At 64.1% G+C, this 17,348-nt stretch carries 16 protein-coding genes; 10 read left to right on the forward strand and 6 right to left on the reverse strand.

Features of this window, described 5'->3' with window-relative positions; all coding sequences use genetic code 11:
* Positions 1-27: 27 nt before the first annotated feature.
* The gene (locus AZSI13_RS06080; protein WP_109040333.1) at positions 28-825 is read right to left on the reverse strand and encodes an outer membrane protein assembly factor BamD; all 798 of its coding nucleotides are present in this window, start codon (positions 823-825) and stop codon (positions 28-30) included.
* Positions 826-880: 55 nt separating this feature from the next.
* Between AZSI13_RS06080 and rluD the strand changes: the two genes are divergently transcribed.
* From rluD to AZSI13_RS06100, 4 genes are all read left to right on the forward strand, one after another.
* Positions 881-2,032: a 23S rRNA pseudouridine(1911/1915/1917) synthase RluD gene (gene rluD, locus AZSI13_RS06085; protein ID WP_109040283.1), complete on the forward strand. Its 1,152-nt coding sequence runs from the start codon at positions 881-883 to the stop codon at positions 2,030-2,032.
* Positions 2,025-2,768, forward strand: coding sequence for a peptidoglycan editing factor PgeF (gene pgeF, locus AZSI13_RS06090; RefSeq protein WP_109040284.1), 744 nt, complete (start codon positions 2,025-2,027; stop codon positions 2,766-2,768). Before rluD ends, pgeF begins: the two co-directional genes overlap by 8 nt.
* A gap of 50 nt (positions 2,769-2,818) precedes the next feature.
* Positions 2,819-3,841 (forward strand): DctP family TRAP transporter solute-binding subunit, encoded by a 1,023-nt coding sequence (locus AZSI13_RS06095; protein ID WP_109040285.1) that lies wholly within the window; start codon positions 2,819-2,821, stop codon positions 3,839-3,841.
* Between the two features lie 217 nt (positions 3,842-4,058).
* On the forward strand, positions 4,059-4,832 hold the full coding sequence (locus AZSI13_RS06100) for a ZIP family metal transporter (RefSeq protein WP_109040286.1): 774 nt from the start codon (positions 4,059-4,061) through the stop codon (positions 4,830-4,832).
* A 45-nt stretch (positions 4,833-4,877) separates the two neighbouring features.
* On the opposite strand, the gene AZSI13_RS06105 is transcribed toward AZSI13_RS06100, so the two are convergent.
* Positions 4,878-5,084: a hypothetical protein gene (locus AZSI13_RS06105; RefSeq protein WP_109040287.1), complete on the reverse strand. Its 207-nt coding sequence runs from the start codon at positions 5,082-5,084 to the stop codon at positions 4,878-4,880.
* A 336-nt stretch (positions 5,085-5,420) separates the two neighbouring features.
* Here AZSI13_RS06105 and phaC point away from each other — a divergent pair, with 336 nt between their 5' ends.
* The 3 genes from phaC to phaR all read left to right on the forward strand — a co-directional run bounded on the left by phaC (position 5,421) and on the right by phaR (position 8,716).
* Positions 5,421-7,139 (forward strand): class I poly(R)-hydroxyalkanoic acid synthase, encoded by a 1,719-nt coding sequence (gene phaC / locus AZSI13_RS06110; RefSeq protein WP_235609686.1) that lies wholly within the window; start codon positions 5,421-5,423, stop codon positions 7,137-7,139.
* Between the two features lie 82 nt (positions 7,140-7,221).
* Positions 7,222-7,962, forward strand: coding sequence for a beta-ketoacyl-ACP reductase (locus AZSI13_RS06115; protein ID WP_109040289.1), 741 nt, complete (start codon positions 7,222-7,224; stop codon positions 7,960-7,962).
* A gap of 181 nt (positions 7,963-8,143) precedes the next feature.
* On the forward strand, positions 8,144-8,716 hold the full coding sequence (phaR, locus tag AZSI13_RS06120; protein WP_109040290.1) for a polyhydroxyalkanoate synthesis repressor PhaR: 573 nt from the start codon (positions 8,144-8,146) through the stop codon (positions 8,714-8,716).
* 41 nt (positions 8,717-8,757) lie between these two features.
* Here phaR and AZSI13_RS06125 read toward each other — a convergent pair whose 3' ends face one another.
* Positions 8,758-10,056 (reverse strand): cobyrinate a,c-diamide synthase, encoded by a 1,299-nt coding sequence (locus tag AZSI13_RS06125; protein WP_109040291.1) that lies wholly within the window; start codon positions 10,054-10,056, stop codon positions 8,758-8,760.
* A gap of 3 nt (positions 10,057-10,059) precedes the next feature.
* A complete protein-coding gene (cobO, locus tag AZSI13_RS06130; RefSeq protein WP_109040292.1) occupies positions 10,060-10,683 on the reverse strand; it encodes a cob(I)yrinic acid a,c-diamide adenosyltransferase in 624 nt (207 codons plus the stop codon).
* A gap of 230 nt (positions 10,684-10,913) precedes the next feature.
* Between cobO and rimO the strand changes: the two genes are divergently transcribed.
* From rimO to AZSI13_RS06145, 3 genes are read left to right on the forward strand one after another with little or no spacing between them, the layout of a single operon-like run.
* Complete coding sequence (gene rimO, locus AZSI13_RS06135; RefSeq protein ID WP_109040293.1) at positions 10,914-12,236, forward strand: 30S ribosomal protein S12 methylthiotransferase RimO; 1,323 nt, start codon at positions 10,914-10,916, stop codon at positions 12,234-12,236.
* A complete protein-coding gene (gene rssA, locus AZSI13_RS06140; protein ID WP_109040294.1) occupies positions 12,233-13,126 on the forward strand; it encodes a patatin-like phospholipase RssA in 894 nt (297 codons plus the stop codon). The genes rimO and rssA overlap by 4 nt, the downstream gene beginning before the upstream one ends.
* Positions 13,123-14,526, forward strand: a complete 1,404-nt coding sequence (locus AZSI13_RS06145; RefSeq protein ID WP_109040295.1) for an FAD-binding oxidoreductase — start codon at positions 13,123-13,125, stop codon at positions 14,524-14,526. The genes rssA and AZSI13_RS06145 overlap by 4 nt, the downstream gene beginning before the upstream one ends.
* 32 nt (positions 14,527-14,558) lie before the next feature.
* Here the strand turns inward: AZSI13_RS06145 and AZSI13_RS06150 are convergent, their stop codons facing one another.
* Both AZSI13_RS06150 and AZSI13_RS06155 read right to left on the reverse strand, forming a co-directional pair.
* Entirely contained in the window at positions 14,559-14,780 is a 222-nt protein-coding gene (locus AZSI13_RS06150) for a hypothetical protein (protein ID WP_109040296.1), read from the reverse strand.
* Positions 14,781-14,946: 166 nt separating this feature from the next.
* On the reverse strand, positions 14,947-17,262 hold the full coding sequence (locus tag AZSI13_RS06155) for a Tex family protein (protein ID WP_109040297.1): 2,316 nt from the start codon (positions 17,260-17,262) through the stop codon (positions 14,947-14,949).
* Positions 17,263-17,348 lie beyond the last annotated feature (86 nt).

The raw sequence follows: 17,348 nt of genomic DNA on the forward strand, positions 1-17,348 counted from the left end.
TTTACATGGGGGCAGCAGTGTTTTTGCTTACCAAAGCTTCCACCAGGGTTCGGGACGATCCAGGCCCCGGGCATAGTAGGCGCTGTTGGGGAAGTTCTTGCGCATGACGCGCTCCGCATCGTCCCGCAGGTCGGCCATGCCCAGGTTGTCGTAGGCCTTGACCATGATGAAGAGCGCTTCTTCCACGGCCGGGGCATCGGGATAGTTCTTGATGGCGGTCTGGGAGCGGTTGGCGGCTGCCACGTAGGCGCCGCGTTTCATGTAATAGCGGGCCACATGGACTTCATTGGAGGCCATGGCATTGACCAGATACTTCATGCGCTGGATGGCATCGGGCGTGTATTTGCTGTCAGGAAAGCGGGCGGAGAGGGTCTTGAAGGCCTCGAAGGATTCCCGCATACCCTTGGGATCGCGCTCGGTCTGATCCTGCATGCTCAGGTGGCCCATCATGCCCTGGTCTTCGTTGAAGGTGACCAGGCCCTTCAGGTAGTAGACGTAGTCCACATTGGGGTGATCCGGGTGCAGCTTGACGAAGCGCTCGCAGGCGGCGATGGCGGAAGCCTGTTCACCGGCCTTGAAGTAGGCGTAAGCCACTTCGATCTGGGCCTGCTGGGCGTAGCGGCCGTAGGGGTAACGGGATTCCAGCTTTTCGAAATACTTGATGGCCTTTTCCCAGGAGCCCTCGGAAGCGGCCTCCTTGGCCTCGGTGTAGAGCTTGTTGGCAGACCAGCCGGCGGTCTCGTCCTTCACCTCCGGCAACAGGCCGCAACCGGAAAGGGAGAGCAGAGCAGCGAAAATCAGGGCCAAAGCCGGTAAACTACGCATGATGAACAGTCCAAAAACGAAAGCCAAGGCGCACCAACCGGGCGCACCCGCCGAAATGAATGGGGCCGATTATAGCGCAAAGCCCCTGTCATCTTCGCCTTCATCCCATGCCGAGGCGCCCCTGCGCGTGCCCCTCGATGCGGGCGGGCGCCGCCTGGATCAGGTGCTGGCCGAGCTGCTGCCCCAGCATTCCCGCAACCGCCTGCAGACCTGGATCAGGGAAGGTCGGGTACAACTGGACGGCAAAGAGGTCACCGAACCCAAGCGCAAGCTGCTCGGCGGCGAATTCCTCGCCGTCCAGGTAGTGCATGACGAGAAGCTGGCAGCGGAAACGCCGGAAGACATCCCGTTCCCCGTGATCTACGAGGACGAGGCCATCATCGTCATCGACAAGCCGGCCGGCCTCGTCGTCCATCCCGGTAGCGGCAACTGGAGCGGCACCCTGCTCAATGCCCTGTTGCACCATGCCCCCCAACTGGCCCAGGTACCCCGGGCTGGCATCGTGCACCGGCTGGACAAGGACACCTCCGGCCTCATGGTGGTGGCCAAGACCCTGGAAGCCCAGACCGATCTCATCCGCCAGTTGCAGGCCCGCACCGTAAAGCGGGAATACCGGGCCTTGCTGGTGGGTTACCTGAATCGCAACGGGACCGTGGATGCGCCCATCGGCCGCCATCCGACCCAGCGCACCAAAATGGCGGTACTGCAGCATAACGGCCGGGAGGCACGCACCCACTACACCGTGCTGGAGCACTTTGAACGCAGTACCCTGGTGCAATGCCGCCTGGAAACCGGGCGCACCCACCAGATTCGCGTACACATGGCGGCCCTGGGCTTTCCCCTGGTGGGTGACGGGGTCTACAACCGAGGCAAGACTGGCGGCGTGAAGTTCCACCGCCAGGCGCTCCACGCCTATCGCCTGGGCCTGATTCACCCGATCAGCCGGGAACCCATGCAATGGGACGCGCCCCTGCCGGAGGACATGGCCGTGCTGCTTCGCCAGCTGCGCAGCGAATGGGAAGAGCGCAAGGCCCTGCGCCGCCAGCGTCAGGAAGAGGCATGGGCGGCCGAGTGGGGCGATGACGAGTGGGATGAAGACGAGGCGGAGGAAGTGGAAGGCGCCGAAGACGAAGCCTACGACGATGCCGAGATGGACCCAGATTTTGACGACGAATCTGACGTACCCGACGATAGCGAAGATGCCTGACACCCCACCCGGCGGCTACCTGCCAGACTGGCCGGCGCCCCCCACGGTCCGTGCCTGGCAGACGACCCGCCCGGGAGGGCTGAGCCAGGGCGCCTATGCCGCCCTCAACCTGGGGGACCACGTGGGGGATGATCCCGTCCTGGTGGCGGGCAACCGAGCCTTGCTGGCTGCCCAGCTACCCCAGGCGCCCTGCTGGCTACAACAGGTTCACGGTACCCAGGTCGCCACCATCGACGGCGACGACTACCTGCGCGAAGCCGATGCGGCGGTCGCGCACCGGCCTGGTCGGGTGTGCGCCATCATGACAGCAGACTGCCTGCCCGTGCTGCTCTGTGACCGGCCCGGCACGGTGGTGGGCGCTGCCCATGCAGGCTGGCGGGGACTGGCCGCCGGGGTGCTCGAGCAAACGGTGGCGACCATGGGGAAGGCGCCCGGCGACCTGATGGCCTGGCTGGGCCCGGCCATTGGCCCGGCGGCCTTCGAGGTCGGCCCCGAAGTCCGTGAAACTTTCGTCGCAGAAGACGCGGGGGCGGCCGCTGCCTTCGTGCCCAGGGCACCCGGCAAGTATCTGGCCGATATCTACCTCCTGGCCCGGCGGCGCCTGCAAGCCTTGGGTATTACGGATATCCACGGGGGAGGGGAGTGCACGGTGAGGGATGAGGCCCGTTATTTTTCCTATCGGCGAGATCGGGTCTGCGGCCGCATGGCTACCCTCATCTGGCTGGCACAAGACTAGCCCCACCGCTCCCTGGCGGCCAGGCTGAGAAAACAATATTCGGAGGGGGCATGTCACCTGTTTTCACCGCTGCCATCCTGGCCCTAGCGCTGGGGAGCGTCGCCCCTGGCTTGCAGGCGGCGGACTACAAGCCGGAATACCGGCTATCCACCGTCCTCGGGCCGGCATTTCCCTGGGGCAAGGCGGGGGAGCGCTGGGCCGAGCTGAGCCGGCAGAAGACGGAAGGGCGCATCAACATCCGCCTCTATCCTGGCGCCCGACTGGTGGGCGGCGACCAGACCCGGGAGTTTTCGGCCATCCGCCAGGGCGTGATCGACCTGGCCATCGGCTCCTCCATCAACTGGTCGCCTCAGGTCCGGCAACTCAACCTGTTTTCCCTGCCATTCCTCACCCCGGATACCAAGGCGTTGGATGCCCTGATCAAGGGCCCGGTGGGCAAGGAATTGCTGGCGCAGGTCGAGCAGCAGGGGGTAGTGCCCCTGGCCTATGGTGAAAACGGCTTTCGCGAACTTTCCAACGCCCAGCGTGCAGTCCGCACGCCTGCCGACCTCAAGGGGCTGAAGATACGGGTGGTGGGTTCCCCCATTTTTTCTGATGCCTTCACCGCTCTGGGGGCTCAGCCGGTGCACATGAGTTGGGCCGACTTGCAGGCTGCCCTGGTCAACGGTGTGGTGGATGGCCAGGAAAATCCCCTGGCGGTGTTCAACGCGGCCAAGCTGGGCGGCCTGGGCCAGCGCCACCTGACGTTGTGGGGTTACATGGCTGATCCCCTGATCTTCGCCGTCAATCGCCAGGTATGGGAAAGCTGGAGCGAGGCTGACCGGCGGGCCGTGCGGGAAGCGGCGGAACAGACGGCGGCTGAGAACATCATCGCCTCCCGCAAGGGAACCGGCCCCGGAGATGAGGGCCTGCTCAAGGAACTGGAACGGCAGGGCGTCACCATTACCCGCCTGGACCCCGGGCAGCGTAGGGTTTTCAAGGAACTGACCCGGCCGGTCTTTGAAAAGTGGGCGGATACCGTGGGCCGGGATCTGGTGAAGCGGGCCGAAGCCGCCATTGCGGCTGCCAAGTGAAGCCGGTTGCAGCATGGGCCGGGAACGGCAGGTATGCTCGGGTGGAAATGCCGGGTGAGAGAGCAGGGAACATCAACCAACATGGAAAATGCTCAGGGAACCGACGCTTGCCCGGCACTGTCTGGGACATGCCCTTAAAACATGAGGCGGCGGAGGGGCGTATAATCCCGCCCTCCCTGCCTTTTCCCTCCTCTCCATTCTTTTCCCCCGGAAGACCATGACTACCCTCGGCTGGATCATTACCGCCAGCGCCCTGGGCGGCGCCCTCAGCGTCGTCGCCGCCGGCCTGGTGACCTTTACCTTGGGGGCGGGCAGTGTTTCCCATCTGATTTCCTACGCCATCGGCGCACTGCTCGGGGCCGTCTTCCTGGAGATCCTGCCCCACGCCCTGGAGCATGGCGATCCCCACACCATGGCCGCCACCATCCTCGGAGGCATTCTGGTCTTTTTCGTACTGGAGAAGCTGGTGTTGTGGCGCCACTGCCATGACCACCACTGCGAAGCCCACGATGCCCATCCGCCGGCCCACGACCATGGCCGTTCCGGCCTGCTGATCCTGATCGGCGACACCTTCCACAATTTTGTGGACGGCATCCTCATCGCCGCCGCCTTCATGGAAGACACCCAGCTGGGCATCGTCACTGCCCTGGCCATCATTGCCCACGAAATTCCCCAGGAGCTGGGCGATTTCCTGGTGCTGCTCCATTCCGGCTATTCCCGCGCCAAGGCTCTGGCTTTCAACCTGCTCTCCAGCCTGGCCACCCTGGTGGGGGCGCTGCTGGCCTATTTTGCCCTCTCTTCCCTGCAGGAGTGGGTGCCTTCCCTGCTGGGCCTGGCAGCGGCCAGCATGCTCTACGTGGCGGTGGCGGACCTGATTCCCGGCCTGCACAAGCGGCCGGAACTCAAGGCTACCTTGCAGCAGGTCACCCTCATCGGGCTGGGTATTTTCTCCATCTGGCTAGCCAGGGAAATGATCGCCGGCCACGGCTGAACCCAGGCACCCCAACCTGCCGGCGGCTCCTGGCCGCCGGATGGCTCACTCCTCCTGGGAGGCGCTTCGCCCGGCGAGATAGCGGGCTCGCTGGCGGCGAATCTTGCGGACGATCAGCCAGGCGGGAAATATGCAGGGCATCAGACCGTTGAAGAGGAAGGTCATGATGCCGGCCACGACGGTCGGCTCGTTGACGGCCATGAGGACGGTCACATAGAGCCAGCCGATGATGATGATCAGGAGGATAGACATGCTCCCGATTATATCGCCCGCCTGCGGCCCATCCCGTTAGCCTTGCCGCCGTCCCACCTTTCCCTGCAATCATTCCGTCATCTGGGCGTAAGTAGCCTGTCAGGACAATAGGCTACTTTCCTCACTACTGGTGCGGCGCCTGGAACATCCCGTATCCCCCGGTCATTGACAGGGTTGAAGGGGCCAATGCAGAATCGAAAGCCCTATCGGTTCCTACGTCAGTTCCCGCGTGTTGTCTGCGCGCATCCCGCACATATCCCGCGCCCGAAGCCGTTTTGTGCGCCCTCTGGAGTTTCAACAAGAATGGTAAGTCCGCAGGAAAACCTCCTCCCCGCCATGCAGAATTTCGTTTCGGCCGGGCAGGCTCTGGCCCAGAACTTTTTTGCATTCCTGTCTTCCCAGCCCGGCATGACGCCCCCTAGTGGCACTCCCGGCGCCATTCCGCCCTTCAAGCTACCCAGCCCGGAAACGCTGCAATCCCTGCAGCAGAGCTATCTGCAGCAGCAAACCGAGCTATGGACTTCCATGCTCGGCAAGCAACAGGGCAAGCCCCTGGAAGGGGCCTTCAGTGTGGCGCCGGAACCGGGTGACCGCCGCTTCAATGCACCCGAGTGGTCCGAAAGCCCGTTTTTCGATTACGTTCGGCAGGCCTACCTGCTCAATTCCCGCTTCCTTAACCAATTGGTGGAAAGCGTCCCGGCGGATGACGAAAAAGCCAAGAACCGCTTGCGTTTCCTGGCCCGGCAGTACATCGATGCCCTGTCTCCCGCCAACTTTGCCGCCACCAACCCGGAATTCATCAAGCTGGCGGTGGAAAGCAAGGGCCAGAGCATCACCACCGGTATCCAGAACCTGATCGCCGACATGGAGAAGGGCCGTATCTCCATGACCGACGAGAGCGTCTTCGAAGTCGGCCAAAACATCGCCACCACCGCTGGTCAGGTGGTCTTTGAAAATGAACTGATCCAGCTGATCCAGTACGATCCCCTGACGCCCAAGGTGGCCAAGCGGCCCTTGCTGATCGTTCCGCCCTGCATCAACAAGTTCTACATCCTCGATCTGCAGCCGGAGAACTCCCTGGTGCGCTATGCGGTGGAGCAGGGCAATACCGTGTTCCTGGTCTCCTGGCGCAATCCCAAGGCCGACCTGGCCAAATACACCTGGGAAGACTATCTGGAGAAGGCCGCCGTCACTGCTATCGAGGCGGTGCGGGCCATCTGCAAGGTGGACCAGATCAACGCCCTGGGCTTCTGCGTCGGCGGTACTATTCTTTCCAGCGCCCTGGCGGTGCTGGCCGGACGCGGTGAAGACCCGGTGGCCAGCCTGACCCTGCTGACCACCCTGCTGGATTTCTCCGACACCGGTGAAATCGGCCTGCTTATTGACGACCACTTCCTCGCCCTCAAGGAAAGCCAGATCGGCCAGGGCGGCCTGCTTACGGCCAAGGAGCTGTCTTCGACCTTCTCGGCCCTGCGCGCCAATGACCTGGTGTGGAACTACGTCGCCAACAACTACCTGAAAGGCAAAAAGCCGGAAGCCTTCGACCTGCTGTACTGGAACTGCGACAGCACCAATCTGCCCGGCCCCTTCGCCTGCTGGTACATGCGCAACCTGTACCAGAACAACAGCCTGCGCATCCCGGGCAAGCTGGAAATGTGCGGCGTCCGCGTCGATCTGGGGCGTGTCGCCATGCCCAGCTACATCCTGGCTACCCGGGAAGATCACATCGTCCCCTGGCAGACCGCCTACCAATCCACCCGCCTGCTGGGCGGCCAGTCCCGCTTCGTGCTGGGTGCCTCCGGCCACATTGCCGGGGTGGTCAATCCGGCCGCCAAGAACAAGCGCAATTTCTGGACCGGTGGTGACCAGAAGCTGGATGCCGATGCCTGGCTGGCCGGCGCCGACGAGGTCAAGGGCAGCTGGTGGTCCGACTGGAGCGCCTGGCTGAAGCAATACGCCGGCGGCGAAGTGGCGGCCCGCAGCAAGCTGGGCAACACCCGCTACAAGGCCATCGAGCCGGCTCCCGGCCGCTACGTCAAGGAAAAGGCCGTTTAAGGCTTCTGAAATACTTGCGGGACGGGGGAAGGGGCTCCCGTGTCGATAACTTTTTGCCCCACGACATAAGGAAGGATGAGCTATGAGCAAAGTTGCACTCGTCACCGGCGCCCTGGGCGGCCTGGGTACCGCCATCAGCCAGGCCCTGGCCAAGGAAGGCTACAAGGTGGTGGCCGCCTATCACCCCGAGTTCGACAACAAGGATGCCTGGCTGGCCGAGCAGGAAGCCGCCGGCTTCAAGGATTTCGTCCTGGTTCCCGGTGACGTTTCCGACTACGAATCCGCCAAGGCCATGATCGCCGAAGCCGAAGCCAAGGCCGGCCCCATCGACGTGCTGGTGAACAACGCTGGCATCACCCGCGACAAGTTCTTCGTCAAGATGGACAAGGGCCAGTGGGATGCCGTCATCAACACCAACCTGAACAGCCTGTTCAACGTTACCCACCACGTCGCCGCCAAGATGGGCGAGCGCGGCTGGGGCCGTATCGTGAACATTTCCTCGGTGAACGGCGTCAAGGGTCAGGCTGGCCAGACCAACTACTCCGCCGCCAAGGCTGGCGTGATCGGCTTCACCAAGGCCCTGGCCCAGGAATTCGCCGCCAAGGGCGTGACCGTCAATGCCATCGCCCCCGGCTATGTGGCCACCAAGATGGTTACCGCCATCCGTGAAGACATCCTCAAGGGCATCATTGATTCCGTGCCCATGAAGCGCCTGGCCAAGCCCGAAGAAATCGGTGCCGCCGTGGTGTATCTGTCCTCCGAACTGGCTGGTTTCGTCACCGGCGCCACCCTGAACATCAACGGCGGCCTGTACTACCAGTAAGCTGCGGTCTACTGCCGCACCCCAGGCCCCGCCCCGGCGGGGCCTGATTTTTTCTGTATAATCCCGCGCAGCCCATCCGGCACTGCCGGACCAATAAAATCAACAAGATCGGTTTGCTTCAGGCTGTTTTTCGGCCACTTCCCGGCTGTCTTCTGGCCCTCAACGCACCGGAGCTTCCTCCATGACGGAACAATCCCGCCTCGTAAAGAAGTACCCCAACCGCCGGCTGTACGACACCAAGACCAGCGCCTACATCACCCTGGCTGACATCAAGGAACTGGTACTGCGGTTCGAGGACTTCAAGGTGGTGGATGCCAAGAGCGGCGAGGACCTCACCCGCAGCATCCTGTTGCAAATCATCCTGGAAGAGGAGTCCGGCGGCGTCCCTCTGTTCTCTTCCGAACTGCTGTCCCAGATCATCCGCTACTACGGCAACGCCATGCAGGCCATGTTGGGCAAGTACCTGGAAAACAACATCAAGGCCTTTGCCGACGTGCAGCAGAAGCTGCAGGAGCAATCCCGTTCCATCTACGGTGAAGCCAATCAGGTCCAGGCCCAGGCCGACCTGTGGGCTCAGTTCCTCAACTTCCAGGGGCCGGCCATGCAGAGCATGATGTCTGCCTATGTGGACCAGAGCAAAAAGATGTTCCAGCAGATGCAGGACCAGCTGCAGAACCAGACCCGCAACATGTTCACCGGCTTCCAGTTTCCCGGCGCCCAGCCGGAAGACAAGAACACCGAAAAGACCGGCTAACCCCGCCGGTTTGGCCCAGCACTAGCCCCGGTACCTGCCGCCTAAGGCAGGAAGAGCCGGGCGCTGGCTTCCGGATTCGACGGAAAGTAGAAGTGCACGTAGGAGGCCGTCAGTCGCCCCAGGCGATAGATGGCCTCGCCGCTGCTGCCATCCAGCTTTTTCGCCCGACACAGGGGTTGCAGCCCCGTTTCCGCTTTCGAGTAGTGGAAGGTATGGCCTTGAATGGCCCCCTCCGGCAGCGTCACGCCTTGGGTCCCGAGGGCCGACAAGCGGCCCTGCATCACCGTTTTCCCCTCCAGCAAGCCGCCCATGGTGTGGCTGGTCCCCGCCTTATCCACCAGCGTCTCGAACAGGCTCATCATGCCACCGCATTCGGCCACCAGGGGCTTGCCCTGGGCCACATGCCGCTTCAATGAATCCCAGAGGGGCGCCGCCCGGGACAAGAGCGGCCCATGCAACTCTGGATAGCCCCCCGGCAGCCAGGCTCCATCGCAATCCGGCAGGGTTTCACCCGCCAGGGGCGAGAAGAACTGCAAGCTGGCGCCCAGGGCCCGCAAGGTGTCTAGATTGGCAGGGTAGATGAAACCGTAGGCCGCATCCCGGGCAATGGCGATACGCTTGCCCGCCAGCAGGGGAGTAATGGCGGCCGGGGCCGGGGCCTCGAATGCGACGGCTGGCGGCAGTTCCGCAGCGCCGGTGGCCTGGAGATGATCCGCCAGGCGATCCAGGCGCTGGCCCAGATCAGTGATTTCATCCGCCTGCAGCAGGCCCAGATGCCGTTCCGGCATGGCCCCATCGGCATCCTTGGCCAGGGCACCGTAGAACACCATGCCGGGAGGCAGGCTTTCCTGTAGCAATTGGGCATGGCGCGGGCTGCCCACATGGTTGGCCAGCACCCCGGAGAAGGGCAGCCCCGGTCGGAAGGTGGCCAGGCCATGGGCGACGGCGCCGAAAGTCTGGGCCATGGCCTTGGCGTTGATGACCGCCAGCACCGGCAAGCCGAAACGGCAGGCGATGTCTGCCCCCGACGGCTGCCCGTCGTAGAGCCCCATGACCCCTTCGACCAGGATCAGATCCGCCTCGCCGGCCGCCTGCCAGAGCCGCCGGGCACCATCTGCCTCGCCGCACATGCCCAGATCCAGGTTGTAGCAGGGCTGGCCGCTGGCGAAGGCATGGATCTGGGGGTCGAGAAAGTCTGGGCCACATTTAAACACCCGGACCCGGCGGCCCTGGCGGGCATGGAGCCTGGCCAGGGCCGCCGTGACCGTGGTCTTGCCCTGGCCGGAGGCGGGGGCGGCAACGAAGAGGGCGGGGCAGGTATGGCGGGGCAGGGCAGTCATGGGTCAGTACTCGAGGCCCGGCATGGCCTTGATGCCGGCCTGGAAGGCGTGTTTGAGCAGGTGCATGTCGGTAGCCGTATCCGCAACGGCCAGCAGGGCCTCGGGGGCCGCACGGCCGGTGATGATGACGTGCTGGGTTGCGGGGCGGGCCTGGAGTGCCGGCAGCACCTCGTCGAGGGTCAGCCAGCCGTACTTCAGGGCGTAGGTGAATTCATCGAGGATGAGCAGGTCGGTGCCGCCATCGGTCAGGTAGGTGCAAGCCTGTTGCCAGGCGGCACGGGCGGCGGCGGCATCCCGGGCCGGGTCCTGGGTTTCCCAGGTAAAGCCTTCCCCCATGACGTGCCAGTGCCCGGCCATTTCCGGCTGGCGCTGGAAGAAGGCGGATTCCCCGGTATCGCTGCGGGCCTTGACGAACTGCACCACAGCGCAGTGCTGGCCATGGCCCAAGGCCCGGGCCAAGACGCCGAAGGCCGCGGAGGACTTGCCCTTGCCAGTACCGGTATTCACCAGCAGCACACCGCGTTCGATACTGGCGGCGGCAATTTTTCCGTCCACCACGGCCTTTTTCCGGGCCAGGCGGGCTGTAGCACGGGCTTCAGGAGTGGTGTCGGAGGCAGGCGCGGACATGGGCAATTTCCAAAAAAAACGAGAGGGTAGGGCAGCTAGGGCGAAACGGGAAGGGGCCGGGGCCAGGAATCCAGCATTTTCATGGACAGGGCCGGCCCCGACCCGGATAATTCCGCCTTTGGCGGCCCCACTCCGGGATACCGCTTTCTGCCCCGGGACAGCGCCAATCCTGCCCTGTCCATTCCGTGCCCCAGGCTGCCCGGCAGCCGATCAAAGAGTTACTGAATCACATGAACACCACCTTGAAAGCCCCCAACGTTGGTTTTGTTAGCCTGGGTTGCCCGAAGGCGTCTTCCGACGCCGAGCGCATCCTGACCCAACTGCGGGCCGAAGGCTATGAAATTTCCGCCTCCTACGAAGGCTCCGATCTGGTGATCGTGAACACCTGCGGCTTCATCGATGCCGCCGTGGAAGAATCCCTGGATGCCATCGGCGAGGCTCTCAGCGAAAACGGCAAGGTCATCGTCACCGGCTGCCTCGGCGCCAAGGGGGACATTGTCCAGACCACCCATCCTTCCGTACTGGCCGTCACCGGGCCCCATTCCGCGGCCGAGGTCATGGGCCATGTCCATGCGCACCTGCCCAAGCCCCACGACCCTTTCAAGGACCTGGTACCGGAGGCCGGCATCCGCCTGACGCCGCCCCATTTCGCCTACCTGAAGATTTCCGAAGGCTGCAACCATAGCTGCACCTTCTGCATCATTCCCAGCCTGCGGGGCGACCTGGTCTCCCGGCCCATCGGCGATGTGCTGCAGGAAGCCAAGGCCCTGGCCGAAGCCGGGGTGAAGGAACTGCTGGTCATTTCCCAGGACACCAGCGCCTACGGCGTTGATGTGAAGTACCGCACCGGCTTCGTCGGTGGCCGCCCGGTGAAGACCCGCCTCAAGGAACTCTGTGAGGCCCTGGCCGAGTTCGGCATCTGGGTGCGCCTGCATTACGTTTACCCCTATCCCAGCGTCGATGACCTGATTCCCCTGATGGCCGAAGGCAAGATCCTGCCTTACCTGGATGTGCCCTTCCAGCACGCCAGCCCGCGGGTACTCAAAGCCATGAAGCGGCCAGCCAGCGCCGAGAACAACCTGGAGCGCATCAAGGCTTGGCGCGCCATCTGCCCGGACATCACCATCCGCTCCACCTTCATCGCCGGCTTCCCCGGTGAAACCGAGGCTGAATTCGAGGAACTGCTGCAATTCCTCGAAGAAGCCCGCCTGGACCGGGTCGGCTGCTTCGCCTATTCCCCCGTGGAGGGCGCCACGGCCAACGACCTGCCCGGTGCCCTGCCGGACGAGGTACGGGAGGAGCGCCGCCGCTACGTCATGGAGCTGCAGGAAGACATCTCCGCCGACCTCCTGGCCGCCAAGATCGACAAGGAAATCACGGTCCTGGTGGACGCGGTGGACGAGGAGGGCGCCATTGCCCGTTCCAGCGCCGATGCGCCGGAAATCGACGGGGTGGTCTATCTGGATGGCGTCTTTGACGTGGCCCCCGGCGACTTCGTGCAGGTCCGCGTGGTCGATAGCGACGCCCACGACCTTTACGCCGTGCGGATGTGAAAACCCGGATCGGGCTCGCGCTTGGCAGCGGCTCCGCCCGGGGCTGGGCCCACATCGGCGTTATCCGCGCCCTGCGGGACGCCGGCATCGAGCCCGACATCATCTGCGGTTCCTCCATCGGCGCCTTTGTCGGTGCCGCCACCGCCTGCGGCGACCTGGACAAGCTGGAGCACTGGGTCCGCAGCCTCTCCTGGAAGGAAGTGCTGGGCTTCTTCGATGTGGGCCTCAATGGTGGTCTGATCAAAGGCGAGAAGCTCCTTGATTTCTTCACCCGGCACTTCACCGACCGGGATTTTCACGATCTGTCCCTGCCTTTTGCGTGCGTCGCCACCGACCTGGCCTCCGGCCGGGAAATCTGGCTGAAGGAAGGCAGCGTGGCCCACGCCGTACGCGCCTCCATTGCCTTGCCGGGCCTCTTTGCCCCCCTCCCCAGGGATGGCGGATTCCTCGTTGATGGCGGCCTGGTCAATCCGGTGCCGGTGTCCCTCTGCCGAGCCCTGGGGGCCGATATCGTCATTGCCGTGGACCTGGGCTCCGACATGCTGGGCCGGCGCCTGCGCAACCAGGGTGGGGCTGATGGCGCCCCACCGGAAAATGGCTGGCGCGGCAAGATCAGGCGCTGGCTGGGGCAAGAGGTGGGCGAGGAAAGCGGACCGGCCCGCGGATTGCCCTCCATGCTCGATGTGATGGCCAGCAGCATCAACATTATGCAGGTGCGCATTGCTCGCAGCCGCCTGGCTGGCGAACCCGCTGACGCCGTGGTGGCGCCCCGGGTCGCCCACCTGGGCCTGCTGGATTTTCACCGGGCGGAAGAAGCCATTGCCGAAGGGCGGGCAGCCACCGAGCTGATGCTCCCCATGTTGCAGAATGTCCTGGAGAGTGCGCCGTGAGTCCCTTCCTGCAAGGCCTGGCCAGCATCGTCGGCCCAACCCACGTCCTGACCGGCGCCGACCTGGCACCGGCCCTCACCGACTGGCGGGGCCGCTACACTGGCCAGGCCCAGGCGCTGGTGCGGCCGGCCGATACCCAGGAAGTGGCCGCGGTGGTAAAGGCCTGTGGTGAGGCCGGCGTGCCCATGGTGCCCCAGGGCGGTAACACTGGCCTATGCGGCGGTGCAACACCGGATGGCAGCGGCGAGGCCGTCATCATCAGCCTGTCGCGGCTCAACCGGGTGCGTCAGCTGGATTCGGCCAACAACACTGTCACCGTGGAAGCCGGTTGCCTGCTGGCCCAGGTCCAGGAAGCCGCCGCAACCGCCAACCGCCTCTTTCCCCTGGCCCTGGCATCCCAGGGCAGTTGCCAGATCGGCGGCAATCTTTCCACCAATGCCGGCGGTGTCCAGGTACTGCGCTATGGCAATACCCGGGAGCTGACCCTGGGCCTGGAAGTGGTGCTGCCGGACGGCCAGGTCTGGCATGGCCTGAGCAGCCTGCGCAAGGACAACACGGGCTACGATCTGAAGAATCTCTTCATCGGAGCCGAAGGCACCCTGGGCATCATCACCGCTGCCGTCCTCAAGCTTTTTCCCCTGCCGACGGCCCGCAGCACCGCCTGGGTCAGCCTGCACTCTCCGGAAGCAGCCCTGGCACTGCTGGCCCACACCCAGGAACGCTTCGATGCTCGCCTGACGGCCTTCGAGCTGGTGTCGGCTCAAGCCCTGGGCCTGGTGCTGCAGCATATCCCGGGAGCCCGGCCCCCCCTGGCCGCAACCGCCCCCTGGCAGGTCCTGCTGGAGTTGAGCGATGGCACTCGCTCCGAGGAACTCCAGGAAGCCCTGGAAACCTTTCTTGCCAGTGAAATCGGCGACGGTCGGGTAGGGGATGGCGTGGTCGCCCGTAGCGACACCCAGGCCAGCCAACTCTGGGCCCTGCGGGAGAACATCTCGGAAGCCCAGAAGCGGGAAGGCATCAGTATCAAGCACGATGTGGCGGTGCCGGTTTCCGCGCTGCCCCGGTTTCTCGCCCAAGCGGAACAGGCCCTGGCCCGGGCCTTCCCCGGCATTCGTATCGTTGCCTTTGGTCACATGGGGGATGGCAATCTGCATTACAACCTGTCCAAATCCGATGCCCAGGACAACGCGGCATTCATTGCCGCCACTCCGGAGGTCAATCGCCTGGTGCATGACCTGGTGGCGGAGCTGGGCGGTTCCATTTCGGCGGAACACGGTATCGGCCAGTTGAAGCGGGCGGAGTTACGGCGCTACAAGGACCCGGTGGCCCTGGCCCTGATGGCCAGCATCAAGGCGACCCTGGACCCCCGGGGCCTAATGAACCCGGGCAAGGTGCTGTAGGGTAGGGAATAGCAGGAGAACGAAAAACGGGCTCAGACCCGGCAGGAAGCGGAGCGGAGCCCGGAACGCAGCTTGATGCGCTGCATTTCGCTGACCACGATGCGAATCCGGTCACGGATACGCTCCAGGGAATGGCTGATCTCCCGCTGATTGGCCTGCACTTCGACAATCTTGTTGCGCAGATGGCGGATATTTTCCAGATACTGCTGGTCGATATCCCGGGCAACGTGGCGCGTATTGGGGTGGCGGCTCATGGGCACTCTCCCTCGGGTTGGAGTCCCCATTATGGTGGCTTGAAAATATGAAGGAAAGGTGTCCTTCATGTTTCAACTAGTTGATTTTATAGTTTTATCACCTAGGTATTAACAACTTCGTCATAGCGCCGGCCAGGCTACCCGGCCGGCGCCAGACACAGGCCGATCAGTTCCGCAGCTTGGCGAAAGCGGCCGCCATGGCCCCCTGACCGGTCGGCTGGGCCTGCTCCCGCTGTTTAGCCTTGGCAGTCATCGGCGTTCCCGCCGGCTTGCCACCGCCGGTGCCCTTGCCGAAGGCGTCGTCCAGACGCATGGTGAGGGCGATGCGCTTGCGCGCCATGTCCACTTCCAGCACCTTGACCTTGACGATATCGCCGGCCTTGACTACCTCGTGGGGGTCCTTGACGAACTTGGTGGACAGGGCGGAAACGTGCACCAGGCCGTCCTGGTGCACGCCGATGTCCACGAAGGCACCGAAGGCGGCCACGTTGGTGACCACGCCTTCCAGGATCATGCCGGGCTGCAGGTCGCGCATTTCCTCGACACCGTCCTTGAAGACGGCGGTCTTGAACTCGGGGCGGGGGTCCCGGCCAGGCTTTTCCAGTTCCTTGAGGATGTCCTGGACCGTGGGCAGACCGAATTTTTCGTCGGTGTATTTGACGGGCTGCAGGCTCTTTACCAGGCGGGCATCGCCGATCACTTCCTTGATGCCCTTCTTGATGTCGGCGAGGATGCGCTCCACCAGGGGATAGGCTTCCGGGTGCACCGCGGACGCATCCAGGGGATTGTCGCTATTGGGCACCCGCAGGAAGCCGGCGGCTTGCTCGAAGGTCTTGTCGCCCAGGCGGGGCACGTTCTTCAGAGCCAGGCGGTTGGGGAAGGCACCGTGTTGATCCCGGTAGGCCACGATATTGGCGGCCAGGGTCTGGTTAAGGCCGGAAATGCGGGCGAGGAGGGGAATGGAGGCGGTGTTCACATCCACGCCCACGGCGTTCACGCAGTCTTCCACTACGCCATCCAGGGCCCGGGCCAGCTTGGTCTGGGAGACGTCGTGCTGGTACTGGCCGACACCGATGGACTTGGGCTCGATCTTCACCAGCTCGGCCAGGGGGTCTTGCAGGCGGCGGGCGATGGAGACAGCACCGCGCAGGGAAACGTCCAACTCGGGGAATTCCCGGGCAGCAAATTCGGAAGCGGAATAGACCGAGGCGCCGGCTTCGGAGACCACCACCTTGGACAAGGTGAGGTGGGCCGAAGCGATGCGGATCAGGTCGCCGGCCAGCTTGTCGGTCTCCCGGGAAGCGGTGCCGTTGCCGATGGCGATGAGGTCTACGTTGTGTTTCTGGGCCAGTACCGCCAGGGTGTGCAAGGAGCCGTCCCAGTCCCGGCGCGGCTCGTGGGGGTAGATGGTGGCGGTATCCAGCAGCTTGCCGGTTTTGTCTACCACCGCCACCTTGACCCCGGTGCGCAGGCCAGGATCCAGGCCCATGGTGGCCCGGGGGCCGGCGGGGGCGGCCAGCAGCAGGTCCTTCAGGTTGCGGCCAAAGACGCGGATGGCTTCTTCCTCGGCCTTTTCCCGCAGCACGGTCATCAGCTCGGTTTCCAGGTGCAGGGCCATCTTGATACGCCAGGCCCAGCGCACCGTGTCGCCCAGCCACTTGTCGGCAGGACGGCCCTGGTCCTTGATGCCGAAGCGCTTGGCGATGCGCAGTTCGCAGGGGTTGGGGCCCAGGGGCTTGTTCTCTTCATCCAGTTCCGAATCCAGCACCAAAGCGAGGGAGATGGCGCCCTCGTTACGGCCGCGGAAGAGGGCCAGGGCCCGGTGGGAGGGGATGTCGCTGATGGCTTCGGAGTAATCGAAATAGTCGCGGAACTTGGCCCCGGCTTCTTCCTGGCCGGCCACCAGGGTGGCTTTGACCACCCCGTGCTCTTCCAGATAGGAACGCAGGCTGCCCAGCAGCTCGGCGTCTTCGGCGAACTGCTCCATGAGGATCTGGCGGGCGCCGTCCAGCACGGCCTTGGTGTCGGCAAAGCCGGCTTCGGCGTTGAAGTACTTTTCTGCCTCGGCTTCAGGCACCAGGGTGGCATCACCCAGCAGGGCGTCGGCCAGGGGCTGCAGGCCGGCTTCCCGGGCAATCTGGGCCTTGGTGCGGCGCTTCTGCTTATAAGGCAGGTAGAGGTCTTCCAGGCGCTGCTTGGTGTCCGCCATGTCCACGGCGGCCTTCAGTTCGGGCGTCAGCTTGCCCTGTTCCTCGATGCTGGCGAGGATGGCAACCCGGCGGTCTTCCAGCTCCCGCAGGTAGGTCAGGCGTTCTTCCAGGGTCCGCAGCTGGGTATCGTCCAGACCGCCGGTCACTTCCTTGCGGTAACGGGCGATGAAGGGCACGGTGGCACCTTCGTCCAGCAGGGCCACGGCAGCCATGACCTGTTGGGGGCGGGCGCCCAGTTCCTCGGCAATGCGGTTTTCGATGGAAGGCAGCATGGGACTCGGGGCAAAGGAAAAAAGAGGGCGAACTATGCACCAAAGGCCCGGCTGAAGACAAGGTTCCCCACCGTAGGGGGTAGGCC

It is taken from the genome of Azospira sp. I13 (assembly GCF_003112695.1).
Lineage (GTDB): Bacteria > Pseudomonadota > Gammaproteobacteria > Burkholderiales > Rhodocyclaceae > Azospira.